The sequence below is a fragment of the Sinorhizobium sp. B11 genome (assembly GCA_039725955.1).
In the GTDB taxonomy this organism is placed as follows: domain Bacteria; phylum Pseudomonadota; class Alphaproteobacteria; order Rhizobiales; family Rhizobiaceae; genus Rhizobium.
The window spans coordinates 2,554,868-2,574,653 of the sequence record CP091034.1 but is presented as its reverse complement, the minus strand read 5'-3'; the positions used below and the strand labels follow the sequence as shown (position 1 = coordinate 2,574,653).

Here is a 19,786-nt window from a genome sequence, read left to right as displayed (position 1 = left end):
TTGACCGGCCGTTTCTGTGGGACGGGCAGGCGGTCAGCCGCGATCTGCCTAGTGCCGAGATGTCTCAAGTCACTCCGCTAAGAATTTCCCACATGGCATTTTGACATGTGGTTGCAAACCGTAAAAGAAATCGCCTTTTCGCACAATTTTCTTGTGAGGATTTAATGGGAACGATCATTCTTACTCAGACTGACGACGAATACTTCGGTCAATTTATCGACGGCACGACATTTACGGGCGGGTCCGCCGATACTTCGCTGGCGATAGGTTCGTTTGATACATCGCTCGGACTTACTCTTGGGACGGGGCCATATTGGCTCTATTTTGACGGCGATAACCTGATGAATGAGGCTTTCTTCGCTGGTCAGCTCTCGGATACGCCGCTGAACGTCCATAACGTTACCGCCGACTTCCTAAGCGTATACGGTGGTAATGGCGACAATTACATCGAAGCGGCGAGTGTAAACTCTGCAAGCATCGTGACGGGTGCCGGCAATGATTACATCAAGGTAGGTGGTGGCTGGACCGCCTTCATCAACGGCGGCGCCGGGGCCGATACGATGATTGGAGGTGACGAGATGGACACCTACGTCGTTGACGATGTCGGCGATCAGGTCATCGAACTTGGCGGCAATTTCAGTTTGAGCGATACCGTTAATACGACGCTTTCGACTTACACTCTTGGGGCCAACCTCGAAAAACTTAATCTTCTTCAGGGCAACGCGTCAGGCTATGGCAACGAACTCGATAACTGGTTGACGGGAAGCGAGGGCAACAACATCCTCGATGGCCGTGCGGGCAGTAACACGCTTGAGGGCAGGGAAGGTAACGATACATTCCTGGTGACAAGTGATGCCTCCAGCACCTTCATCTACGGCGGCACTGGTGACGATGTGCTGGTGTACAAGCTGGGCTTGGGAGGGGAAGCGGATCCCCTAGCATTCCTCCACGGCCAATCCGCATATTTCGTCGGTGAAGACGGCAACGATTCTGCCGGACTGGACTTTTCGCTCGCCCAGCACGTTACCGCGACGTTGGAATCCGGTACGGTCATCTACGATATCCTCGGCGCCAACGGCTACCACTCGACCGTTTCGCTGACCTCGGTGGAGCGCGTGACCATCGTCGGTTCGGCCGCTGCCGACACGTTCTACGGCACGTCGGGCAAGGACTGGATCGATGCCGGCGCCGGTGCGGACACGGTCCATGGTTCGGCTGGCGATGACGGCTATGTCTTCGACAATGCCGGCGACCGCGTCGTCGATGAAGCGGCAGGCGGCGGCACGGATACGATCTGGGCCTCGGTCAGCGTCAATCTGAACGACAGTGCCTATGTCGAAAACCTCCGGCTTTCCGGCACTGCCATCAACGGCATCGGCAATGGCCTCGCCAACATGATCACCGGCAATGCCGGCAGCAATCTCATCGCCGGCGGCGCCGGCAATGACAGCCTCTATGGCAAGGGCGGCGCCGATACGTTCCATTTCAACGAAATGGGTGCTGCCAACAAGGATTCAATCTGGGATTTCGATGCCGACGACAAGATCTCGCTCGGCTCCGTCTTCACCGGTCTCGACAAGGACAATAACGGCGTAGTCGATGACGACGCCTTCCTCGTGCTCGTCAAGAACGGCCCGAAGGTCAGCGGCGATCATGCGGTGCTCACCTACAATTCCGCCACCGGCGTGCTCTCCTACGATCACGACGGCGCCGGCAAGGACGCCGCCCAGGACATCGCCTTCGTCGGCGTCAACAAGGCGTTCTTCGACCATAGCGACATCCTGATCAACAGTTCGCTCCTGGTCTGAGGAACGCAACAGCTACCGCATCTGAAACGGCCGGCTTTCGCCGGCCGTTTTTCGTCATTCAGCCATGCGGCGAATGGCAGTCGCCAAACCACCGCGTGCAGCGGCACGAGTTTTGCAAGGTTACCGATATGTTAGTTGGTCGGGAACCAAGCGTAATGAAATGGGACACTTCTGCATCGTTCGATCCTGTCATCCTTGTCTTCAAGGATGGAAACAGGCGTTTGATTGTCCGAACGGTCGGGGAAGCCGCCAACGCGTTGATGAGAGAATGGCCGTCCGATGACGGGGAGGAGTTCCTGGCGGCCGTAAAGGCCTGCCTGGACGTGATGACCGGCAGGGCTGACCCTGACCAGCTCAGGGGCGCCATCATCCGGGCCGCGGACGAAGCGGGCGTTACGGCCCTTACCGTTCTTCACTGACGGGAGGGAACGCGCCGGCGATTGACTGATAGCGGCGAAGGGGGTAGGGACCCGCCGCCATGCTCAGCCTTATGAGGTGGTATGGGGGAGGCCCGGTCAGCACGAGGGGTCGGGTCTCTGCCTGCCCTACATATTCCGGCGAAACCCGCTTGAAAATCCGCGATCACAAATTATCTCGAATCCCGATTTCCATAATGGAGGGATCGAATGATTGAACGTCACGTAAGCGGGCGCGATCAACCGATGACATCGGAAGACCTCGCCATTTGCCAGCGCGTACTGGATGCCGTGAAGGCGGAATTCCAGCTCGACAAGGATGACGAGGAGACGGTGCGCATCGCCGCGATCACGATCGAACTGTACCGTCAGGGCGTCCATAATTTCGATCAGCTGAAAGCGCTGGTATTTGCTGCCAGAGGCAAGGGCTAACGGGAACTTTCCGGCACCTTTGCAGTCTATAGCGGGTGGATCGCGCGGCCGATGCGCGTCTCCTTGACCCTTCAATCGCTTCGGCCGTGCGGTTCCACCGTTCCTCACAGAGGCTTGCCCGCTTCGGCGAGTTTCTTTTGCCGGACCGCCGGTGCTGATCCTCACCCAAGATGATGGTGGCATTTGGGACTTTAGTCCGATTGAAGATGGCGATCAGCGTATTAATTCTTCTTCCACTGATGCCTCCAGAGTCAGTACGAAAAGGGTGTCTCTCCCTGACCGGAAGCGCCCTTTTCAAATCCTTCTCCTGAGATGCCCGCCAAACACCCCTTGGCGGGCTTCGTTGAGGTGCGGATGGCGCCGCCCGCCGACGACCGGCGGCGGGGATTGACCCCCAGACCGGCAAAAGAGCGTGGGGCGGCAGGTATTTAACCTTACCGGTTGACCTTGATCAGACTTTCTCCCGAGCGCGATGCATTGCGCGATTTACGTGAAATTTGCAGCCTGATACCGCTGCCTCACGGTTGAAGTTTCCGGAGTGAGATGGAATGAGCATCGAGCAGTTATTTGAGGAAGCAGCAGAGCTCGAGCGGCTTTTTGAAGAAGAGCCGCAAGTTCACGACATCGACGAGCTGATACAGGCCGCTGTTGTGACCAAGCGCGAGCTTTCAGAGAGCAGGATCGTCAAGGAAGCAATTTCGCCCGGACGCGCAGACATGCGGGAAGGCGAGGCTGGGTCCATGAAAGAAGAGAGCCAACTGACACCTCGCTCCCGCCCGAAGGCCGGCCCGCAGCCCGTCGTTCGCCGAGCTTCTGCCGCATCCGTTGCCTGGCATGCGGGCGTCGCTTCCATCGCAAGGCTCTTCGGCAGGAAGGCTCTGGCCGGCAGATGTCGGTAGGAGTGCCGGGATTGATCGCCTGACGTTGGTGGAGTGGCGGTCTCGGGGTACTCACTTCATGATTGCTGTGTGATCACAGCTACTACAGATTGAATTTCGTAGACGGACAGCCGCGAGCTTGAATTATTGGAGCCCGCCAGCTTAAGACCCGCTTGTGCTCTCAGGCGTTTCTTTTGCTTTTATCAAAAATGGCATCGCACATCAGACCTTTGTCCGTGTTTTCCTTGGTATCTGCTGTTCTATGTTCACCTACCGAGGGAGAGGAAGGTGATCATGTTCTGGTGGATCTTGTACGCGTACTTGTCTTTGCAGGCCCTCACTGCAGCAGGCATACTGCTCTTGCTCGTGAGAGGCAGGCTGAAAGCTTCCAGGACACCCGTTTCGGAGACATGAGGTCGCGGCGGTCGCGATCCAGGCTGCTGAAACGTGCTCCGGTGCCCTGACCGCCGCCGATCGATGTGCGTTCGTGATCCGGCTAACCGTATGGCCATTTGATAAATGGCGGCCACGTCAGGCCGCCAATTCCCACGCCGTCCTCGGATTGCCAATCTTGCGAATGACCGGCGCCCCGATCTTGGCAACGCCAGTCCCGCCCGTCGTGCAGAGATGTCGCAAGATCAGCAGGTTATCGAGCCTGATGTTCGTCATCGTCAGCCCCGTCGGCAGCCAGAGTTTCGAACCGCAGATTAGGGAACGTCCACGCCCGCCGATGTAGTTGCCCGTCGTCCAGCCGCCGCCGGTGACGGTCACGGTGTTGCCGATCTGGACCGGGCCGCGGATGGAGCTGTCGAGGTAGTCCCAGCCGGCCCAGTCGTTGAGCTCGACCGGGATCTGGATCTCCAGCCAATCTCCGGCGACGAGGCCGAGTGTGGCGAGGCTAAGATTGGCAGGAAGGCCATAGGTCACGGTATGAACGGCAGCCGCGTCATTGACAGGCGTGATCGTAATGACCTGCTTCTCGTTTCCTGTCGCCAGCACTTCCTTGCTGCCGACATAGGTCGAGGTGCCGGTGCCGCGCACCAGGCGCATGCCGGTGGCGACATCGCCGGTGACGTTGGTCTTGGCGCCTGTGGTGCCGGGCGTGCCCTTCGGCGGGAAGATGTTATAGGCGGCGAGTGGGTCGAGCGAGCGCGTTTCGCCGGCCGAGACCATGCCCTGCAGGATCGGCAGGAGAATGTCCGATCGTTTTGCCATCAGGTCGGGCTTGGGGTGAAGGCCGTCGACGAACATGGCCGGCGAGATGCCCGAGGCCGGGCCGTCGAGCGCAAGCGTGTTGCAGAGCATGACGCCTTCGCGGCCCGCCTGCGCTATTATCCACGCGTTGATGCCGTCGAGAATGCCGGGCCAGGCGGGATCGTCGGTGCCGGGCTGATCGTCGAGCGTGCTGGTCCAGCTCAGCGTCTGCAGGATCACGTAAATGCCGGCATCGACGATGCGCTGCACCTGGGTGTCCAAGTCCGCAACGATCTGCGCAAGCGTCCGGTTTCGGACGATATCGTTATAGCCGATGTCGACATAGACGATGTCGGGCTTCTGGCCGAGAGCGTAGGCGGTGCGCGCCAGCGTGCCGGGAAACTGTGCTTCGAGGCCAGGAACGGGGAAGAGGCAGTCGCCCGATTTTCCGCCCATGGCGCCCGAGAAGGCGGCAAAGGAACTCGGCGCGAAGAAGGGGTGGGCGAGTTCGGCGAACATATCGAGGTTGAAGCGGCCGTCGGCTGCCTTGATCCAGGAGAGGACAGTGCGGCCATTCTCGTAGAAGCCGGTATGGCCGTTCGTCGCCGTCTGCCCGGCAGTATAGGTCTGCGCCGCGCCGAGGCCGATGAAGCTGTGGCCGAGGCCCATGACCTTGGCGCCGGCTGCGAGCGGCAGGGCCGGCAGCGGTACGGCGACATTTGCGCCCTTCACGGGAATGACCGGCGCATTGCCGTAGAGGCTGCGCCCATCCGATATCATGACGGCGCCGAGCACGGGCAGGTCGTTATAGATGGTCGCGCCATCGCTGATGATCTCGACACCGAGAACGAGCGTGTTGTCGGCAAAGAGGATGGTATCGCCCACATCGCGGATGCCGATGACAGGGCGGTTGTTGAACATCTGCGCGCCGTCGGCAACGATGACGACGCCCTGGACGCGCTGCATATTGTAGAGTTTCGCCATCGGCACGTCTTCCTCACTGAACAGGAAAAAAGAGCGGCCGAAGCCGCTGCAGCATCGGCCCGAAAACCGGAAGCGATTTTCGGTAGCCTGATGCGTCGAATAGAAAGCTGGAGCCGTGTTTCCTGCGTGAGCGTGAACGCACGGCGCTCCAGAGGTGGCCTGTCGACCGGGTGTCAGTCGCCAGGCTGGGAGGAGTTCCGGATTTCCGGCGGCACCCAGTCCGGGGCAGGCCCGCCAAGCGCTTCCTGCACGCCGTTGCCATCAGGCTCGGGAGGTGTGGTGGGCTTGGCGACCGGCTTTTTGCCCGCTGGTTCGGCTTCCGCCTTGCCGCCGGCCTTGTCGCCGGATCGGGCGAGCCGCACCCATGTCGGGCGGCGTTTTTCGTCCTTCCAGAGCGCGTCCGGCAAGCTGAAACGCTCGCCGGGTTCGCGCCGGATGCTGCCGAAATAGCCGCGCTCGGTGGCGACGACATCAACCATGCGAGGGAACTCCCGCCGTGAAGCCGGCGGTGATCTTGCCCGTCGTCGGTGCCGTGCCGGTCACGGTGTAGAGGAGGCGCAGGAAGAGCTCGTCCGTGCCGCGCGGAATATGGCTCGGCGGGATGATCTTGCCCGCCTTGAGATCGGCGAGGTTGAGGGTCGTTGTGATGACGGCCTTTGGTGACGCGAAGGCCTCGTTGTCGTCGGTCTGGATGGTGACGGCGAGCGAGGTGAGGTTGTTGAAGCTTTCCACCACCTGCATGAGGAAGGGGATCGGCTCGCCCTTGCCGATATCGCGGGTCAGGCCGGCCTTGATCGGGCCGAGATTGATGACATTGGTGCTGGGGCCGGTTGCGGTGATTACCTGCGCGTCCGAAAGCAGCGTCTGCCGGTCGAAAATCATGTTGGATACCCTTTCGAGAGAGGATGCCCGCCGCTCAAGACGGCGGGCCTGAGGGAGACGATCAGGCGAGCGCCGGAACGGCCGCTTCGGTGTTGAGGATGGCGTCCGTCTCGCGGATCGGGATACCGCGATAGAACTTCACTTCCTGGCCTTCGACGAACTGCGTGGTCAGGTGCACGGTGTTCTGCCGGTCGGAGGTCAGCGCTCGGTCTGACGACTGCACGTCGAGCACTTCGAGCACATCCTTGTTCATGTAGATGGCGATGCGGCTTGCCTTGGCGTTCAGGCGGCGCGACTGCAGGCGGTAGTAGCCCTTGCGCAGGAGCGACCAGAGATCGACCGTGCCCGCCATCATGTCGGAAACGTCGATATTGGCGACGCGGGCATTGTAGCGCCAGTCCTTCACGGCAGCGCCGATATGCCAGGTATAGAGCGTTTCCTTGGCATAATAGGGGTCGCCATTGGCGTCGAGCACGCGCTGCTCGCCCTTGTCGTCGATCTTGACGCCCGCCTTGGTGCCCTTGGGGTAGAGAAGGTGGGTGGCATGGTCGCCCCAGGTGACGAACCAGATCGAGGTATTGTCGGCCCCGGTGCCGCCGCCATTGACCACCTGGTTGGCGATGTTCGGCTGGGCGACATTCGGCAGGTTTGGATTATAGGCGGAGTAGCGGGCGGACAGGCCCTTGAACTTCTCCGGCGTCGTCGCCGTGTCATGGTAGAAGAGGCCGGAGGCCATTTCCTGGCTCAGGGACTCGATGAAGGGCATGGTGTCGACGAGACGGGCCTTGGCCTTGTCAGGTGCCAGATCAAGCAGGCGCATGTCGATTTCGGAGCGGGCATGCACGAAGCCGGTCGTGTCATCCACCTGCTGCATCGTCGCTTTGGACTGCTTGATGCCCTGGTAGAGGCGGCCCCAGGAGACCGAGGGCAGGCCGGTGCGCACCATATGGCGGTGCACGGCATCCATGTTGCATTCGACGGCCATCGCGTCGTCGAGGATCGGATTCTGCTGGGAGAGTAGCTCGATGACGGCGCCTTCGGCAGAGCCTTTGAATGCGTCAACGAGGTTGGGGTAGTAGCTGCCAATGGTGGCCATGTCTTATCAGCCCTTCGGTGCGTCTTTGGGAAACATCAGGTGCGCGGTTTCGGCTTTCCTGCCGTTTCCGCCCGCGCCGCCATTCGGTGGGTTGTCCTCCTGGATCATCGATCCGACCTTTGCGAAAATTCTGATCATCTCGGGGTGGTTGCCGCCGCCGCTGGTATTCAGGTACTCGCGCAGGGCGGGCGTACCGAGGCGGGAGAGTGCGCGCTGCGCCGAGCCGACGGTTGCCGGCCCATTTCGCGCCGCCGATCTCGCGGTCCTTGCGGGCTTCGTCGGCCCAGCCCTGAACACGGCCGGCCCAGGCTTCACCCGCCGCCTTGCCGCGCCGGCCCTGGATTTCGATGAAACGATCGGCCAGCTGCTGTGCCTGCCGGTTCGTCAGGCCGAGAGTGTGAAAATCGGGACCGAGCGCGTCGATCAGCTCCTGATCCACCTCGATGCCCTCGGGCATGGTCAGGGCATAGCGGCCATCGTCAGGCACGCGGTCGGCAGCGTCGTCGCCGGTCTGATCGGTGGTGTCGTTCCGGTTTTCGGTCGAACCATCGCCGTCCTTGTCGCTGCCCGGTGACGGCGCATCCTCGGGGAAGAGAACGTTCTCGGGTGCAGCATCTTCGCCACCGCCGCTGCCATTGCCGCCGCTATTTGGGCCTTCGGCACTCATCGCCATTTCCGGCCTGCCGATCCTAAGCATCAACGTCATGTTCTTCGCCTTCCTCGCTTGCGGCGCGGCTTGCCGCCGCTGCCTTGTCGTTTGCCTTGAGATCCGCGATCGCCAGAAGCAGGCGCGGATAGAGCGTTGGGTCGATGCGATCGAGCTCGGCGATCAGCCGGCGACCGACGCCCTGCTTGCCAAGCGTGTAATGCGTGGCGTTGACGAGTTCGCCGGCATAGGCCTCCTGGTAGATCGCGCATTGTTCCAGCATCCAGAAGAGCACACGCTTGCCGGATGCGCTGGCGAAGACATCGCGGAAGGCCGCGGTGATTTCGTCTCGTCCCAGGTTTTGGGGGATGGATGGTTGATCCTTAAACTGCTCCATCAGGCGAGCCCCAGCTGGCGCAGCAGGGCAGCGCCATTCGGGTTGTCATTGGCGTCTGCCAGTACCTGCGCTGCCTTGGCGCCCTGGTTCAGCGCAGGCGCCACCTGCGAGGCCATCTGTGCGGTCTGCGCCGCCTGCATCTGCTGTGCCCGCTGCGCGCGGATCGCCTCCACCTTGTCATCGGCAAGGATCATCGAGGGCGGCGCGCCGATCGCATCGAAATAGAGATCGATCGCCTCATCGACATCGAGCTTGTCGAGCGCTTCCGGTTTGACTGCCGAGACCTGGCCCATGAAGGCGACGCCGCGCTCGATCGCGCCTGTCGCGACCGCCTGCTGCGCCTGCGCGAGTGTCGAGATATATTCGACCTTCAGCTCCGTGCCCTGCAGTTCCGGCGGGGGCGGGGGCAGCTCGTCGCGGGCGGCCAGAATATCGAAGGTGCGGTCGATGGTCGGTCCCAGCTGATCACCGAAGACGTTTTCGAGCACGGGGCCAAGCTGCAGCAGCTGCTCTTCCTTGCGCTGGGTCAGCTCGAACTGGTTGCGCGGCTGCACGCCCTCCATATTGGTGATGGCAAAGAACAGATCGGCAAAGAAGGTTTTTTCGATGCGGTTCTGCACTTCCTGAATGTCTTCGCGCAGCTCCATCAGGCTGAGGTTCACCTCCATCGCGGGCCGGAAGCCCTTGCCGGTGGGGTCATCCACATAGTTCACCGCACCCGGCAGCAGCGAGGCCGGACTGTTCTGCATCGAGGTCGGCGCGTTCATCGGCGGGCGCACCTTCTTGTCGATGCCTTCGAGCTTTCGCATCTGCTCCAGCTGCAGCATCCTGATATCGCCGAGCGCCTTCTGGCCGGGCGAGAGCGCATAGTGATCGTCCTCGGACAATTCCCAGGCCGGCGCGATGATGGGATTGCTGTCGAAGCCGCTTTCCTCCAGCAGTTCCGAACCGATCTCGTCGATCCAGTAATTGGACAGGTACGGCTTGTTGCGCTTGTCGATCAGCCTGGGGTCACGGTCGTAGCGCGGCTCGATGGCGTGGTAGACATCGAAACATTCGCCATATCTGGAGCTGTCATAGAGGCTCTTTACCCGCTCCGGCACATTGTCGTAGCCGAAGCGCTCGATGATGCGCTGCACCGACCAGCGGAAGGTGCGGTAGAGGGTGGTCGCCTTGCCCTTGTGGTCGCGGGCGATCCAGAAGCGGCCATGCACCAGCTGCTGCACGCGGATGACGGTCTCCTCGTCTTCCACGAGGATCGCCACCGACTGGCCGAACTGGCCGAGATCGCCATAGCCGATATGGAAGGCGCGGTAGAGATTGGAGGCGGCAAAGACCTCGCGCATCTTGTCCTGCACGGCGGCGAGATAGACTTTGACGGCGTCGAGCTTCTTCAGATCAGGATCGAAGGTGGTGAGGCGAAACCAGGGGCGGGCGGGCGAGGTCAGGCCCGAATGCATGCCCGATTTCAGCGTCTCATAGGCATGGGTGCCGGTGCTGTCGACGATCTTGTCGCGCGAGCGCGGGCCTTCGCGGCCGGAATGCAGCCTGAGGCGCGTCGGCTCGATATGCTCGGCGAGCGCCCGCCATTCGGCCTCCCAGGGCTGGCGAACCTCCTTCAGCTCATTCAGCCGGCGGCGGTGATAGGCAATCTGTGTCTCGTTGTCGCGACGAGGATTTTCCATTGATCTCTCCGCCTTACTGCCCGAGCAGCGTCTTCTTGAGGCTGTTGCCCGAGAGCAGCGGTGACTGCGTATCGGCAAGCGGCGGCGCGCCCGAAGGCGAGGTGAGAATGGTGGAGGAGGCGCCCTTCACCTTGTCGGAAGCGCGGCGCGCGGCGGCGGACTGGGCCGCCGCATAATCAGGCGTCTTCTGCTGGGCGTATTCGGGCGGCGCCTGCGGCGGCTCGGCTTTCGGCGGCGAGGAGAACATGCACATGGGGTCATCCGATCCTGGTGGCGGTGTGGCCGGAACGGATGATCATCCACCATCCGGCCGATTTGGCTTGATGGCGGGAGGGTGGGGGATGAATGGTTGTGGGGGTGACATGGGGGGAACAGTTTGCTTAGAGCTCGTGACGAAGACCCCGCCCCAAACCCCTCCCCACAAGGGGGAGGGGCGTAAGCTGCCGCACCCGTTCTCCCCATGTCAGGCGTTTTGGAAGTGCCGCCGGTGTTGTCTGACACCGGTATCCGGAATATGTGGGAATCTCTGGGATTATCCGGGATCTTGCGCAAAGGCACCTAAAATCAGGCTCTTAGCTGGCACGCTGCGGAAATCCCGTGAGTTGTCTTTGACAGTTCGAATCGCAAATGGGCAGTTTCACAACGAAAGCTGCCTGAATTGGATGTTTGCCTCAAATGCTTTCGAGAAAAAGTCCAACCCCCTTCAAGTACCCTTCAAGCCCACAAAACAAGGCTTCTAACGTTATTCGCGACGCAATGAGCGACCGCGCTCTTGGCGTATTTTGCCCTTTCGCCAAAAAAAATTTCCACATGTGCGCGGAAATCTTTTCACCTTCTCTAATTAGCAAATAAATCAAGGCGATGGCCTGCGTTCGGCGTCGGGAAGATTTCCACATTGCCGCCGTTTAGCAAGGTCCGCGTTGCGCCACAAAGTCGGCCGTATTCTGCAGAGATAGCTCAAGCCGCACCGAAGCCTCCACTCTTCATCTCGTCATGAGGGTCGCGGCTCTTTGGGGGATGGTGGTGCGCGGTTCAACCTGACGCGGTTGGCACCGCTTCTAGAGGATGTCCACGAGCGCCTTTCGGGCGTCGTCATCGAGAACTTGGACTGGCCGGATTTTATCGATCGGTATGATCGGCCGGGGACGCTGTTCTATCTCGATCCGCCGTATTTCGGCAGCGAGGGCGACTACGAGCCTGTTCGGTCGCGAGCAGTTTGCGATCATGGCAGAGCGTTTACGGCGTCTTAAAGGGAAATTGATCCTGTCGATAAATGACAATCCGGCGATCCGTGAGATCTTTGCTGGATTTGAGCAGCACGAAGCGGAATTGACTTACTCGGTTGCAGGCGGTGAAGGTATGCCAGCAAGGGAGCTGATCATCCGAGGAGCGTAGATGACGCTGGGCTTACTAAACCGACTTAAGACCCTGTGGGTTTCGAGAAGCCGAGAATTGCTTTCGCGTCCTGAGATTAGCAATCTCAAGACGCGGGCTAGGCGCGTTAGGCGACTTGCGAGAGTATAGCCCGTCTTCTTGCTGAAAGTTGACTGCGTTACATCAGCGAGAATCTGCGGCGGGGTGTTAACGATATAATTGCACGCCAAGTTTCGCACGCTATCCTCAGGTCGAATCCTCGGGGGAAATGTCAATGTATCTGAGTGACTTCGACGCGAAGGCGCACGTCAAAGGGCTTTTCGATTTATTGAAAGCCGACACAATGGCAAGTATGCCTCCGAACGTCGATTTTAACTTGCGTTTCATCGGCGAGGATTCGCTCAGGATGGCTGCGTCGATAGTCCCGGCTGCGGCCGGTCAGTGGCGATTTGAAGTCCTCATAACAAACCGACTGTTACATCTGATCACAGCAACCTTCTTTGCTCTCGCCCGATGCATTCCTTCCGTCGTAGGTATCGAGCTTCCTAAGCCGGAAGCGAGTGGCGTTCCTCTGCCATTCATCGCTGGCTTAGAGACCGTGGAGCAAAAACTTAATCAGATCCCGAATGACATTGAGCTCGAAGGTCCTCGAGTTCAGCTCTTCGAGGATTTCTTGAATGAAGTCTGGAGTGTTCTTCTGTACCATGAGTTCGCTCATATTACTGAAGGGCACCTTCTTTTTATGACTGAAAATTCGGCGCTCTTCAAAAAAGACTGGGCCGCCTATGACCCGGCCTACTCGAGGGCTATGGAACTTGAAGCCGACTATAATGCTGGCTACCGGATCAAGAATCGAGTGGCGATTAATCCTGCGGATTGGCTCTGCGGAATCTCGCTCGGCGATAACGTCGCGCGGATCGATCCACTCTTCACCGGGTTAGCAGTTTCAGTGCTTTTTCTCGTTATGCGCGTCCATACCGGTCTCGGAACCGAAGACTACATGCCGTCGGAAATCCGTCATTACATGTTGGTCATCGCCATATTGGAACATGCACCGTGGAGCTCCCAGGAAGAGCGCAATGCAGCAACCATGAAGCTGATGGTTGACGCTCCGCGCCTCCTGGACTTGATATTGGGAATCCCCCAGGAGGACAAAGATATATATATCGCAAATATGAGTTTCGATGACCAAGATACCTGGGTGGCGCAGGTTATGGACGAGTATAGCGCGCTAAACTCGGCCTGGAAGAAGTATCGATTTCACAACGAGCCATTGCTGTAATGTCATTCGCAGCGGGCTCGTCAGGCAACGTCACCTATGGTCTGCAAGTAGTGCCAACCCTTTGGTGGATGATCCCGAACTCGGAGCCTTCGCATGCTGGAAAACGAACGAGAGGCCCTTCGAGCTTCGCTGGAGCATGCTCTACGCGAGGTGGAAAACGGTGAGGAGGCGTTTGATGAACTGTATCCGAACGGCCTCTGGCGTACCGTGCAGCCTGGCCTTGTAAACCAACTCAAATATCATCTGAACCGAATGGCCGCGCGTGACGCTGACTTCCATTCGAGGCTGGCGGAAGCTCAGCACTGGATTGGGATGTATGACTCATTGGTTCCACTGACCGCCGGGGGGAGCCAAACGCGGCCGCTCTCGCTGAGGCAATGATATCGGCTGAGGATGGTTCGCCTTCACGGTTACTTGATGTACTGCAGACGGCGGTGTGGCACGCTCATACACTCGCCTCGCGAGCACTCTCCATCTACGATGAAGAAACTGCGAAGCAGGCCGCAATTGAACATCCGCCTCCAGAAGCTCAGGTGCCGGCGCCTTTTCAATTCGAGATTGACGGAGGCCGGCTACGTGTCCGGGTGCAAGAAGCAGTATTCGACGCGCAGGACGAAAATAATATACGGGCTGCCCGTGACGTGCTGGTTGAACAATGCGAGAGCCTATGCGGCGAGTTGGAAGGCACGAACCATAGACGCCTCCTCAGTGCCCTGAACGCGCTGTATGCGCATTTGAAAAACCAGCAGAACATCATTCAATTGGGAATGATGAATGACTCTCTCCGTGGCGTAATTGTAGAGCTGCGCGACGAACTTCCTGCCGATCTCTATGGTCTCGCGCTTGGCCATAGCCGGGGCATCAGCGGGTACCTGGCTCAGTTCAGCGAGTGGCGCCGGTTCAATGAGAACATAATCGACGCAGGCGTTTCCGGGGATGATCTGAAGTCTCTCGTCGAACTCTGCAATACCTTGAGTGAGCGGTTTGGTCCAACTACGGAAATAGCTGATCCCGGAGTCGCTGCAGCTTTCAAACAGGCAGCAGATTGGGTGGACGTGCCGGCGCCATCGGCTCGGCAGAAATGGTCCCTAGTGACCTCACTCCAAAACCTCGCGCTACTCCTTGCGAAGGGGGCTCGGAGTTTCATTAAAGGGACCGCCAAATCGGTCTTTGGCGTTCTTCAAGCTGCCGCCGCGGTGGCCATAGTCTACGCGATGGTAGCTCACCTTCCGGCTCTGGAAAAAATGCCTGGCGGGGAGTGGATCGTGCCGGCAGTCCTTGTCCTGAATAGATACGTTACCGATCAAACCAAACAATGAGTCAGGTCATGGGTCATCGGCTTGCGGTAGCGCGGTCTAGAAAACCCGCCGCGGCAATCGGCGCGAGGGTTGATCGACAACACCTCCAGATCTACTGCCTCGGCGCCTTGACTTGATTGTCCGATTTTTTTTAAACGGCCTTGAAGCGCCTTAAGAAAATTCCGGAACCTAGTGTCAAAATTCCGGTTTTTCGTGTCCGGCTACAGCCGGGTTAGTCCCTCCCCCTTGTGGGGAGGGGTTGGGGAGGGGTCTTCCTTGCCAACGACCGGGCTGACGGCCAAAAATTCCTGGCAAGGCCCAAGGCTGCCCCTACGGCCCGACCTCGATCCGTCCCTTCATGTTCGGATGATACCGGCAGAGATAGTCGAACGCTCCGTCCTCCTTCACCACTAGGGACCCCGACTTGCCAGCCGGGATCACCACATCGAAATTGCCTTTCGAGGTCGCGGTGTGATCCATCACATCCTTGTTGTGCCAGAGGATCGTATCGCCTGGATGGGCTGTCACCACCGCCGGCTCGAATGCCAGCTTCTCGATGGTCACCTCGATCGTGGCAGCGCTTGCGGCCGTCCCGAGAAGGGAAAGGCCGGCCGCAAGGCAAAGTCCAGGCAGGATCGCCATGGCGGTCATGACACTCATGACCTTCATTTCAGCATCGAGGCGACATGCTCGGCATGCTGCTCATGGCCTTCGAAGAGTTTCAGGCCGGTTTCGAGCAGGCTCTTCAGGTCCGGGTTCTGCGCGGCCGGGATCAGCGTCGTCTTCAGGGCGTTGTTGACCGCCTTGTGATAGGCGACCTCATTGTCGACATAGGCCTTGTCGAAGGCGGCGCCCTTCAGTTTGGAGAGTTTCTCCCGCTCCTTTTTCGCATCGGCACTCAGCGATTTGCTGGTATCATTGTCTTCAGGCGTCACCTTCAGCTTCTTGACGAGATCGAGCGCCTGCTTGTTGACGGCCTCGTGGTCGCGGATCATATCCTTGGCGAAGGCAACGACCTCCTTGTCTTTCGATTTCTCGACCGCCTGCTTGGCCGCCTCGATGTCGATGACGCCGGCCGTATAGGCGATATGGGCGATTTGTGGATCGGTGGGGGCTGGCCCGGCGGCAAGGGCTGCGGGCGCGGAGAGCGCCATGGCGGCGAGGGCGGCGATAAGGTGTTTGTGCATCTGGTCCTCCATCCGGCTGATAGGTGCCGGTCGATGTTTCCTACGCAGGATTGGATGCCGGTATCGGGCTGGCGTTCCCGAAAGATTTTTTCGCGATGCCGGGAACCTTTGGCTTGCCCCGGCATCCAATGCGGAAAAAGGATGAGCCATGACGTTTCAGGCAGAGATATCGCTGGCGGATAGAAGCGACCCCGAGCTGGTGGCGCTGGCGCTGGCGAACGATATCAGGGGTTTCCGCGCCATCATGCGGCGCTATAACCGGCGGCTCTTCCGCGTTGCCCGCGGCATTCTGCGCGAAGATGCGATGGCGGAAGACGCGTTGCAAGATGCCTATCTCAAGGCATTCCGGCACCTGGCCGATTTCCAGGGCGCCAGCGCCTTTTCCACCTGGCTGACGCGCATCGTCATGAACGAGGCGCTCGGCCGCCTTCGCAGGCAACGCCGCATGCCGGAAGTCTCCGTCGATACGGCGGCGATGCAAAGCCGCGTCGTCGATTTTCCCACCGGTTCGCCCATCGACAATCCCGAGATCACCATGGCGCAGCGACAGATCCTGAAACTCGTGGAAGAGGCGACCGACAGCCTGCCGGAAGAATACCGGCTCGTCTTCATCCTCAGGGTGATCGAGGAAATGAGCGTCGAGGAAACCGCCGAGATGCTGTCGCTCAAGCCCGAAACCGTGCGCAGCCGCCTGCATCGCGCCCGCGCCCTGCTGCGCCGCCAACTCGACGCTTTGATCGGGCCGGTGGCAATGGATGCCTTTCCCTTCGCCGGCTGGAAATGCGACCGGCTGACGGAGCGGGTGATGGCGCGGCTGGAGCCCAAGTAAAGGGCGGAAGGTGAGGGCGCTATTTCGGCTCCGGCTGCTGGATGACCGCCGGCGGCTTGTCGCCCTTGGCGCTGCCGCCGCCAAACATCTGCACCGCCAATATGCCGACGACGGATGCGATCATCAGCGCCAGGATTAACATCATCAGCATTCGCATCGGGCGATCCGATCAGGTGATTGTTGCCCGGATAACTTGCCCGAACGGCGTTCGTTCCCGCCTGGCGGCAGGTGCGCGCTATTTCAGCACTTCCTAACTCATGCTATCGATGGCTGCATCGTTCCCGTTCCATCGGGTTCGATCAGTTCTCATCAGGTCATTGTTCATCCCGGCCGCTCAGGGGGAAGTGCCATGAACAAAGAGCATGTCGCGGCACTCTTTTCGCATCTCGAACAAGGCGATGGCGCGGGCTTCTTCGCCCATGTCGCCGACGATGTGGACTGGACGGTCATGGGCACGCATCTGCTTGCCGGCCATTACCGCTCCAAGCAGGCATTCTTCGCCGCCACTTTCGAGAAGCTGCACAAGGTGCTGCCCGAGGGCACCCGGCTCTCCACGCAAAACATCCTCATCGACGGCGACTGGGCGGTCGTCGAGCTCCGCTCGATGGCGACGGCCCGCGACGGCATGCGCTTCGACAACCGCTACTGCTGGCTCTGCCGCTTCCAGGGTGAAACGATCGTCGAAGTGCGCGCCTATCTCGACAGCTGGCTGGTCGGCGAACTCTTCCGACGCAATCCTGTCGGGGCGCGCGGTTCGGCGACGGCGTGACGGGCGCGTCCTTGTCGGTCCACCCGCCACAGGTCCATCACGGTATCAGCAGCAGCTTGCCCTTCGTGGCGCGGCTTTCCATCGCGGCATGCGCGCCTGCCGCTTCGGCCAGCGGGTACGCAGCATCGATATGCACTGTCATCTCACCCCGCGAGATCCACTCGAAGAGCTGTGCCGTATGCCGGCGAAGCAGTTCGGGCGTGTGGATATGGTCGGCGAAGACGGCATAGCCGATCTTGATGCTTTTCGGCAGGCTCATGATGTCGAGCGGGCCGGGGCCGCCGAGAACGGGGCCGAACCAGCAGAAGGTGCCGGAGCGGCGCAGTGACGCGAGCGAGCCGGCGAAGGTTTCCGGTCCCGATCCGTCATAGACGACGTCTACGCCTTCGCCGCCGGTGAGCTTCAGCACTTCGTCGGCGAAGGTGCCGGCAGGATCGACGATGACATGGTCGGCGCCCGCTTGCCTGGCGATGGCAGCCTTTTCCTGGCTGGAGACACGGCCGATCACCCGGCCGCCGCGCGATTTGATAATCTGCGTCAGCAGCAGGCCGAGACCGCCGGCGGCTGCATGGACGAGGGCTGTGTCACCTGACTGGACCGGGTAGAAATCCGTCGCGAAGTGGCTGGCGGTCAGGCCCTGCATCATCACGCCGGCGGCCGTCCTGTCGTCGATATCGTCGGGCACCGGCACCAGCGAGCCCGCGGGAATTGCGATGCGCTCGGCATAGCTTCCCGGCCCATAGACCCAGGCGACGCGCTGGCCCGGCCGAAACTCCGTCACCCCTTCACCCAGGGCCAGCACCCGGCCGGCGCCTTCGACGCCCATGATCTTCGGATTCGGCATCTCCTTCCAGAGGCCGCCGCGGCGCGCACCGATATCCATGAAATTGACGCCGGCTGCGGCAATCTCCACCAGAACCTGGCCGGGGCCGGCGACCGGCTCCGGCTGCTCGGTCAGTTGCAGTACGTCAGGCCCGCCGGGGCCGCTCATGATGACAGCTTTCATCTTCTCTCTCCTTCAAAGCTTGCGCGGCTTGCCGCCGCTGGTCTCGATCGCATCGATCAGCCGGTGCAGCGCCACGGCGTCGTCGAAATCGGGGCTGGTATGCGTGCCGTCGGTGATATCGGCGGCGAGCCTGAGATAGGCGGTCGCCACACTCTGCGACGGTCCTTCGGCGAAGCGGTAGGCGCCGTAGCGGGCAGGGATCTCCAGCTCGTGCAGGGTCTCGTCGCCGGTCGCACCCATCAGCGTGAAGCCGCCGATGCCGACATAACCGACCGGGCTCGTCAGGATCAGGTCGCCCCTGGTGCCGTTGATCTCGATGCGGAAATTCGTGCCGCGCGACAGGCCGCCGCGGAAATGCGCGGCGACGACGACACCGTTTTCCAGCGTGCCGCTGACAACGAGCTGATCGGGAACGGTCATCGGCAGGATCTCGCCGGTTTCCTCGATGCGGGTGGTCTTGCGCCGCGTGGCGAGATTGCCGGTCACCGTTTCGAAGCGGCTTGCGAGCATATCGGTCAGCCCGTCGATCGAATGGGCGAAGACGACATTCTGCATGCCGACGCCCTTGGATGGATCGAGCGTATAGGCGAAGGTCTCGCTCATGCTTTCGCCGAAGGTGATGCCGGAGCCGACCATGGTGGCCGAGAGCACTTCGTCGAGATAACCTTCGGCGATGAGATCCTTGATATAGGCAAAGGCCGGGACGGCGCGCGTCTGCAGGCCGATGCTGGTGGCGACACCTTTGTCGCGGGCGAGATCGCGCATGGCGGTGGCATCGGCAAGGTTCATGCCGAGCGGCCATTCGGAGAACACCGCCTTGCCGGCGGCAACGGCCTTTTCCACCAGTTCGCGGTGATGCGTCACCTTCACGCTGATGACGACGAGATCGACCTCGGGATGGCCGATCAGTTCATCGGCGGAGCCGAGCGCATGGGGAATGCCGTATTTCTCGGCGGCGGCCTTGGCGACCTCAGGCCTGTTGTGGCTGATTGCGGTCAGGCGGAATTCGGGCAGCTGCGCGAGTGCCGGAATATGGGCGATGGTCGCCCAGCCCTTGTCTGGGTGAACGCCGATAATGCCGACGCGGATCGGTGTCTTGCTCATGGCTGTGTTTCCTGGTTGGTGCTGAATTCGAGGATGGTGCGCTTCAGCTCAAGCCGCGCGATGCGCCAGCCCTGCGGCGTCCGCTTCCATGTCTCGTGGTAGTGACCGTAGCCGTGCATGCGCGCCGGCTGGCCGGGGGCGGGGGCGGCGTTGACGACGATGTCTTCCATCGCCCAGATCGCCGATATTTCGCTGTCGGAGATCAGGTCGATCTCCTCATTGTGGATATGATGGCTGGAGCGCGCGCCCTGCAGGAAGGCCGTCGTCACCGCCATGAAGGCATCCCTGTCGTCGAAGGCGGCGATCAGGCCACCATCGGGGTCGAGCATGCGGATGCCGACATCGGGCAGCAACAGGGCGGCGAAATCGTCCCATTGCTTCGTGTCGATGAAGCGGCAATAGCGCGCCTTGGCGCGCCTGACCTCGCCGATCGGATCTGTCTGTTCAGTGGAAACAGGATTTGTCATTGCTCTCCGTCCTTGTTTCCGTCCATATAGGGTGCGGACGTCGGGACGTATG

Annotated in this window: 22 protein-coding genes and 1 pseudogene; 10 read left to right on the top strand and 13 right to left on the bottom strand. The window is 60.5% G+C overall.

Annotated features, from left to right (window positions below; all coding sequences use genetic code 11):
• The first annotated feature begins 164 nt into the window (after positions 1-164).
• The 4 genes from LVY75_22745 (at position 165) to LVY75_22730 (ending at position 3,555) form a co-directional block, all read left to right on the top strand.
• On the top strand, positions 165-1,808 hold the full coding sequence (locus LVY75_22745; GenBank protein ID XAZ21640.1) for a calcium-binding protein: 1,644 nt from the start codon (positions 165-167) through the stop codon (positions 1,806-1,808).
• Positions 1,809-1,963: 155 nt separating this feature from the next.
• Positions 1,964-2,227, top strand: coding sequence for a DUF982 domain-containing protein (locus LVY75_22740; protein XAZ21639.1), 264 nt, complete (start codon positions 1,964-1,966; stop codon positions 2,225-2,227).
• A gap of 207 nt (positions 2,228-2,434) precedes the next feature.
• Positions 2,435-2,656, top strand: coding sequence for a hypothetical protein (locus LVY75_22735; protein ID XAZ21638.1), 222 nt, complete (start codon positions 2,435-2,437; stop codon positions 2,654-2,656).
• Positions 2,657-3,204: 548 nt separating this feature from the next.
• Positions 3,205-3,555 carry a hypothetical protein gene (locus tag LVY75_22730; protein ID XAZ21637.1) on the top strand — a complete coding sequence of 117 codons (351 nt, stop codon included), beginning with the start codon at positions 3,205-3,207 and terminating at the stop codon, positions 3,553-3,555.
• A 510-nt stretch (positions 3,556-4,065) separates the two neighbouring features.
• Here the strand turns inward: LVY75_22730 and LVY75_22725 are convergent.
• The 8 genes from LVY75_22725 to LVY75_22690 all read right to left on the bottom strand — a co-directional run bounded on the left by LVY75_22725 (position 4,066) and on the right by LVY75_22690 (position 10,671).
• A complete protein-coding gene (locus LVY75_22725) occupies positions 4,066-5,712 on the bottom strand; it encodes an SGNH/GDSL hydrolase family protein (GenBank protein XAZ21636.1) in 1,647 nt (548 codons plus the stop codon).
• A 173-nt stretch (positions 5,713-5,885) separates the two neighbouring features.
• Positions 5,886-6,191, bottom strand: coding sequence for a hypothetical protein (locus LVY75_22720; GenBank protein ID XAZ21635.1), 306 nt, complete (start codon positions 6,189-6,191; stop codon positions 5,886-5,888).
• Positions 6,184-6,594 (bottom strand): hypothetical protein, encoded by a 411-nt coding sequence (locus tag LVY75_22715; protein XAZ21634.1) that lies wholly within the window; start codon positions 6,592-6,594, stop codon positions 6,184-6,186. The genes LVY75_22720 and LVY75_22715 overlap by 8 nt, the downstream gene beginning before the upstream one ends.
• 61 nt (positions 6,595-6,655) lie before the next feature.
• Positions 6,656-7,690: a hypothetical protein gene (locus LVY75_22710; protein XAZ21633.1), complete on the bottom strand. Its 1,035-nt coding sequence runs from the start codon at positions 7,688-7,690 to the stop codon at positions 6,656-6,658.
• Positions 7,653-8,363, bottom strand: coding sequence for a hypothetical protein (locus tag LVY75_22705; protein XAZ21632.1), 711 nt, complete (start codon positions 8,361-8,363; stop codon positions 7,653-7,655). Before LVY75_22705 ends, LVY75_22710 begins: the two co-directional genes overlap by 38 nt.
• 16 nt (positions 8,364-8,379) lie before the next feature.
• Complete coding sequence (locus LVY75_22700; protein XAZ21631.1) at positions 8,380-8,733, bottom strand: hypothetical protein; 354 nt, start codon at positions 8,731-8,733, stop codon at positions 8,380-8,382.
• On the bottom strand, positions 8,733-10,418 hold the full coding sequence (locus LVY75_22695; GenBank protein ID XAZ21630.1) for a portal protein: 1,686 nt from the start codon (positions 10,416-10,418) through the stop codon (positions 8,733-8,735). Before LVY75_22695 ends, LVY75_22700 begins: the two co-directional genes overlap by 1 nt.
• A 13-nt stretch (positions 10,419-10,431) precedes the next feature.
• A complete protein-coding gene (locus LVY75_22690) occupies positions 10,432-10,671 on the bottom strand; it encodes a hypothetical protein (GenBank protein ID XAZ21629.1) in 240 nt (79 codons plus the stop codon).
• A gap of 766 nt (positions 10,672-11,437) precedes the next feature.
• Between LVY75_22690 and LVY75_22685 the strand changes: the two are divergent.
• The 4 genes and pseudogenes from LVY75_22685 to LVY75_22670 all read left to right on the top strand — a co-directional run bounded on the left by LVY75_22685 (position 11,438) and on the right by LVY75_22670 (position 14,393).
• Positions 11,438-11,813, top strand: a pseudogene (locus tag LVY75_22685) (DNA adenine methylase).
• 253 nt (positions 11,814-12,066) lie between these two features.
• Positions 12,067-13,074 carry a hypothetical protein gene (locus LVY75_22680; GenBank protein ID XAZ21628.1) on the top strand — a complete coding sequence of 336 codons (1,008 nt, stop codon included), beginning with the start codon at positions 12,067-12,069 and terminating at the stop codon, positions 13,072-13,074.
• A 93-nt stretch (positions 13,075-13,167) separates the two neighbouring features.
• Positions 13,168-13,455, top strand: a complete 288-nt coding sequence (locus LVY75_22675) for a hypothetical protein (protein XAZ21627.1) — start codon at positions 13,168-13,170, stop codon at positions 13,453-13,455.
• Positions 13,452-14,393 carry a hypothetical protein gene (locus LVY75_22670; protein XAZ21626.1) on the top strand — a complete coding sequence of 314 codons (942 nt, stop codon included), beginning with the start codon at positions 13,452-13,454 and terminating at the stop codon, positions 14,391-14,393. The genes LVY75_22675 and LVY75_22670 overlap by 4 nt, the downstream gene beginning before the upstream one ends.
• Before the next feature lie 309 nt (positions 14,394-14,702).
• Here LVY75_22670 and LVY75_22665 read toward each other — a convergent pair whose 3' ends face one another.
• The gene (locus LVY75_22665; GenBank protein ID XAZ25804.1) at positions 14,703-15,023 is read right to left on the bottom strand and encodes a cupredoxin family copper-binding protein; all 321 of its coding nucleotides are present in this window, start codon (positions 15,021-15,023) and stop codon (positions 14,703-14,705) included.
• Positions 15,024-15,037: 14 nt separating this feature from the next.
• Entirely contained in the window at positions 15,038-15,559 is a 522-nt protein-coding gene (locus tag LVY75_22660; protein XAZ21625.1) for a DUF4142 domain-containing protein, read from the bottom strand.
• 148 nt (positions 15,560-15,707) lie between these two features.
• Here LVY75_22660 and LVY75_22655 point away from each other — a divergent pair, with 148 nt between their 5' ends.
• On the top strand, positions 15,708-16,388 hold the full coding sequence (locus tag LVY75_22655; GenBank protein XAZ21624.1) for an RNA polymerase sigma factor: 681 nt from the start codon (positions 15,708-15,710) through the stop codon (positions 16,386-16,388).
• A gap of 349 nt (positions 16,389-16,737) precedes the next feature.
• A complete protein-coding gene (locus LVY75_22650; GenBank protein XAZ21623.1) occupies positions 16,738-17,157 on the top strand; it encodes a nuclear transport factor 2 family protein in 420 nt (139 codons plus the stop codon).
• Between the two features lie 37 nt (positions 17,158-17,194).
• Here LVY75_22650 and LVY75_22645 read toward each other — a convergent pair whose 3' ends face one another.
• The 3 genes from LVY75_22645 to LVY75_22635 are packed head-to-tail and all read right to left on the bottom strand — an operon-like array spanning position 17,195 to position 19,734.
• Positions 17,195-18,163, bottom strand: a complete 969-nt coding sequence (locus LVY75_22645) for a quinone oxidoreductase (GenBank protein XAZ21622.1) — start codon at positions 18,161-18,163, stop codon at positions 17,195-17,197.
• Positions 18,164-18,175: 12 nt separating this feature from the next.
• Entirely contained in the window at positions 18,176-19,267 is a 1,092-nt protein-coding gene (locus LVY75_22640; protein XAZ21621.1) for a Gfo/Idh/MocA family oxidoreductase, read from the bottom strand.
• Positions 19,264-19,734 carry a nuclear transport factor 2 family protein gene (locus LVY75_22635; GenBank protein XAZ21620.1) on the bottom strand — a complete coding sequence of 157 codons (471 nt, stop codon included), beginning with the start codon at positions 19,732-19,734 and terminating at the stop codon, positions 19,264-19,266. Before LVY75_22635 ends, LVY75_22640 begins: the two co-directional genes overlap by 4 nt.
• Between the last annotated feature and the right edge of the window lie 52 nt (positions 19,735-19,786).

Excerpts from the sequence above, each read along its gene's own strand:
- LVY75_22745 (XAZ21640.1), top strand. The coding sequence starts at position 165 with ATGGGAACGATCATTCTTACTCAGACTGACGACGAATACTTCGGTCAA.
- LVY75_22740 (XAZ21639.1), top strand. The coding sequence starts at position 1,964 with ATGAAATGGGACACTTCTGCATCGTTCGATCCTGTCATCCTTGTCTTC.
- LVY75_22735 (XAZ21638.1), top strand. The coding sequence starts at position 2,435 with ATGATTGAACGTCACGTAAGCGGGCGCGATCAACCGATGACATCGGAA.
- LVY75_22730 (XAZ21637.1), top strand. The coding sequence starts at position 3,205 with ATGAGCATCGAGCAGTTATTTGAGGAAGCAGCAGAGCTCGAGCGGCTT.
- LVY75_22725 (XAZ21636.1), bottom strand. The coding sequence starts at position 5,712 with ATGGCGAAACTCTACAATATGCAGCGCGTCCAGGGCGTCGTCATCGTT.
- LVY75_22720 (XAZ21635.1), bottom strand. The coding sequence starts at position 6,191 with ATGGTTGATGTCGTCGCCACCGAGCGCGGCTATTTCGGCAGCATCCGG.
- LVY75_22715 (XAZ21634.1), bottom strand. The coding sequence starts at position 6,594 with ATGATTTTCGACCGGCAGACGCTGCTTTCGGACGCGCAGGTAATCACC.
- LVY75_22710 (XAZ21633.1), bottom strand. The coding sequence starts at position 7,690 with ATGGCCACCATTGGCAGCTACTACCCCAACCTCGTTGACGCATTCAAA.
- LVY75_22705 (XAZ21632.1), bottom strand. The coding sequence starts at position 8,363 with ATGGCGATGAGTGCCGAAGGCCCAAATAGCGGCGGCAATGGCAGCGGC.
- LVY75_22700 (XAZ21631.1), bottom strand. The coding sequence starts at position 8,733 with ATGGAGCAGTTTAAGGATCAACCATCCATCCCCCAAAACCTGGGACGA.
- LVY75_22695 (XAZ21630.1), bottom strand. The coding sequence starts at position 10,418 with ATGGAAAATCCTCGTCGCGACAACGAGACACAGATTGCCTATCACCGC.
- LVY75_22690 (XAZ21629.1), bottom strand. The coding sequence starts at position 10,671 with ATGTGCATGTTCTCCTCGCCGCCGAAAGCCGAGCCGCCGCAGGCGCCG.
- LVY75_22680 (XAZ21628.1), top strand. The coding sequence starts at position 12,067 with ATGTATCTGAGTGACTTCGACGCGAAGGCGCACGTCAAAGGGCTTTTC.
- LVY75_22675 (XAZ21627.1), top strand. The coding sequence starts at position 13,168 with ATGCTGGAAAACGAACGAGAGGCCCTTCGAGCTTCGCTGGAGCATGCT.
- LVY75_22670 (XAZ21626.1), top strand. The coding sequence starts at position 13,452 with ATGATATCGGCTGAGGATGGTTCGCCTTCACGGTTACTTGATGTACTG.
- LVY75_22665 (XAZ25804.1), bottom strand. The coding sequence starts at position 15,023 with ATGACCGCCATGGCGATCCTGCCTGGACTTTGCCTTGCGGCCGGCCTT.
- LVY75_22660 (XAZ21625.1), bottom strand. The coding sequence starts at position 15,559 with ATGCACAAACACCTTATCGCCGCCCTCGCCGCCATGGCGCTCTCCGCG.
- LVY75_22655 (XAZ21624.1), top strand. The coding sequence starts at position 15,708 with ATGACGTTTCAGGCAGAGATATCGCTGGCGGATAGAAGCGACCCCGAG.
- LVY75_22650 (XAZ21623.1), top strand. The coding sequence starts at position 16,738 with ATGAACAAAGAGCATGTCGCGGCACTCTTTTCGCATCTCGAACAAGGC.
- LVY75_22645 (XAZ21622.1), bottom strand. The coding sequence starts at position 18,163 with ATGAAAGCTGTCATCATGAGCGGCCCCGGCGGGCCTGACGTACTGCAA.
- LVY75_22640 (XAZ21621.1), bottom strand. The coding sequence starts at position 19,267 with ATGAGCAAGACACCGATCCGCGTCGGCATTATCGGCGTTCACCCAGAC.
- LVY75_22635 (XAZ21620.1), bottom strand. The coding sequence starts at position 19,734 with ATGACAAATCCTGTTTCCACTGAACAGACAGATCCGATCGGCGAGGTC.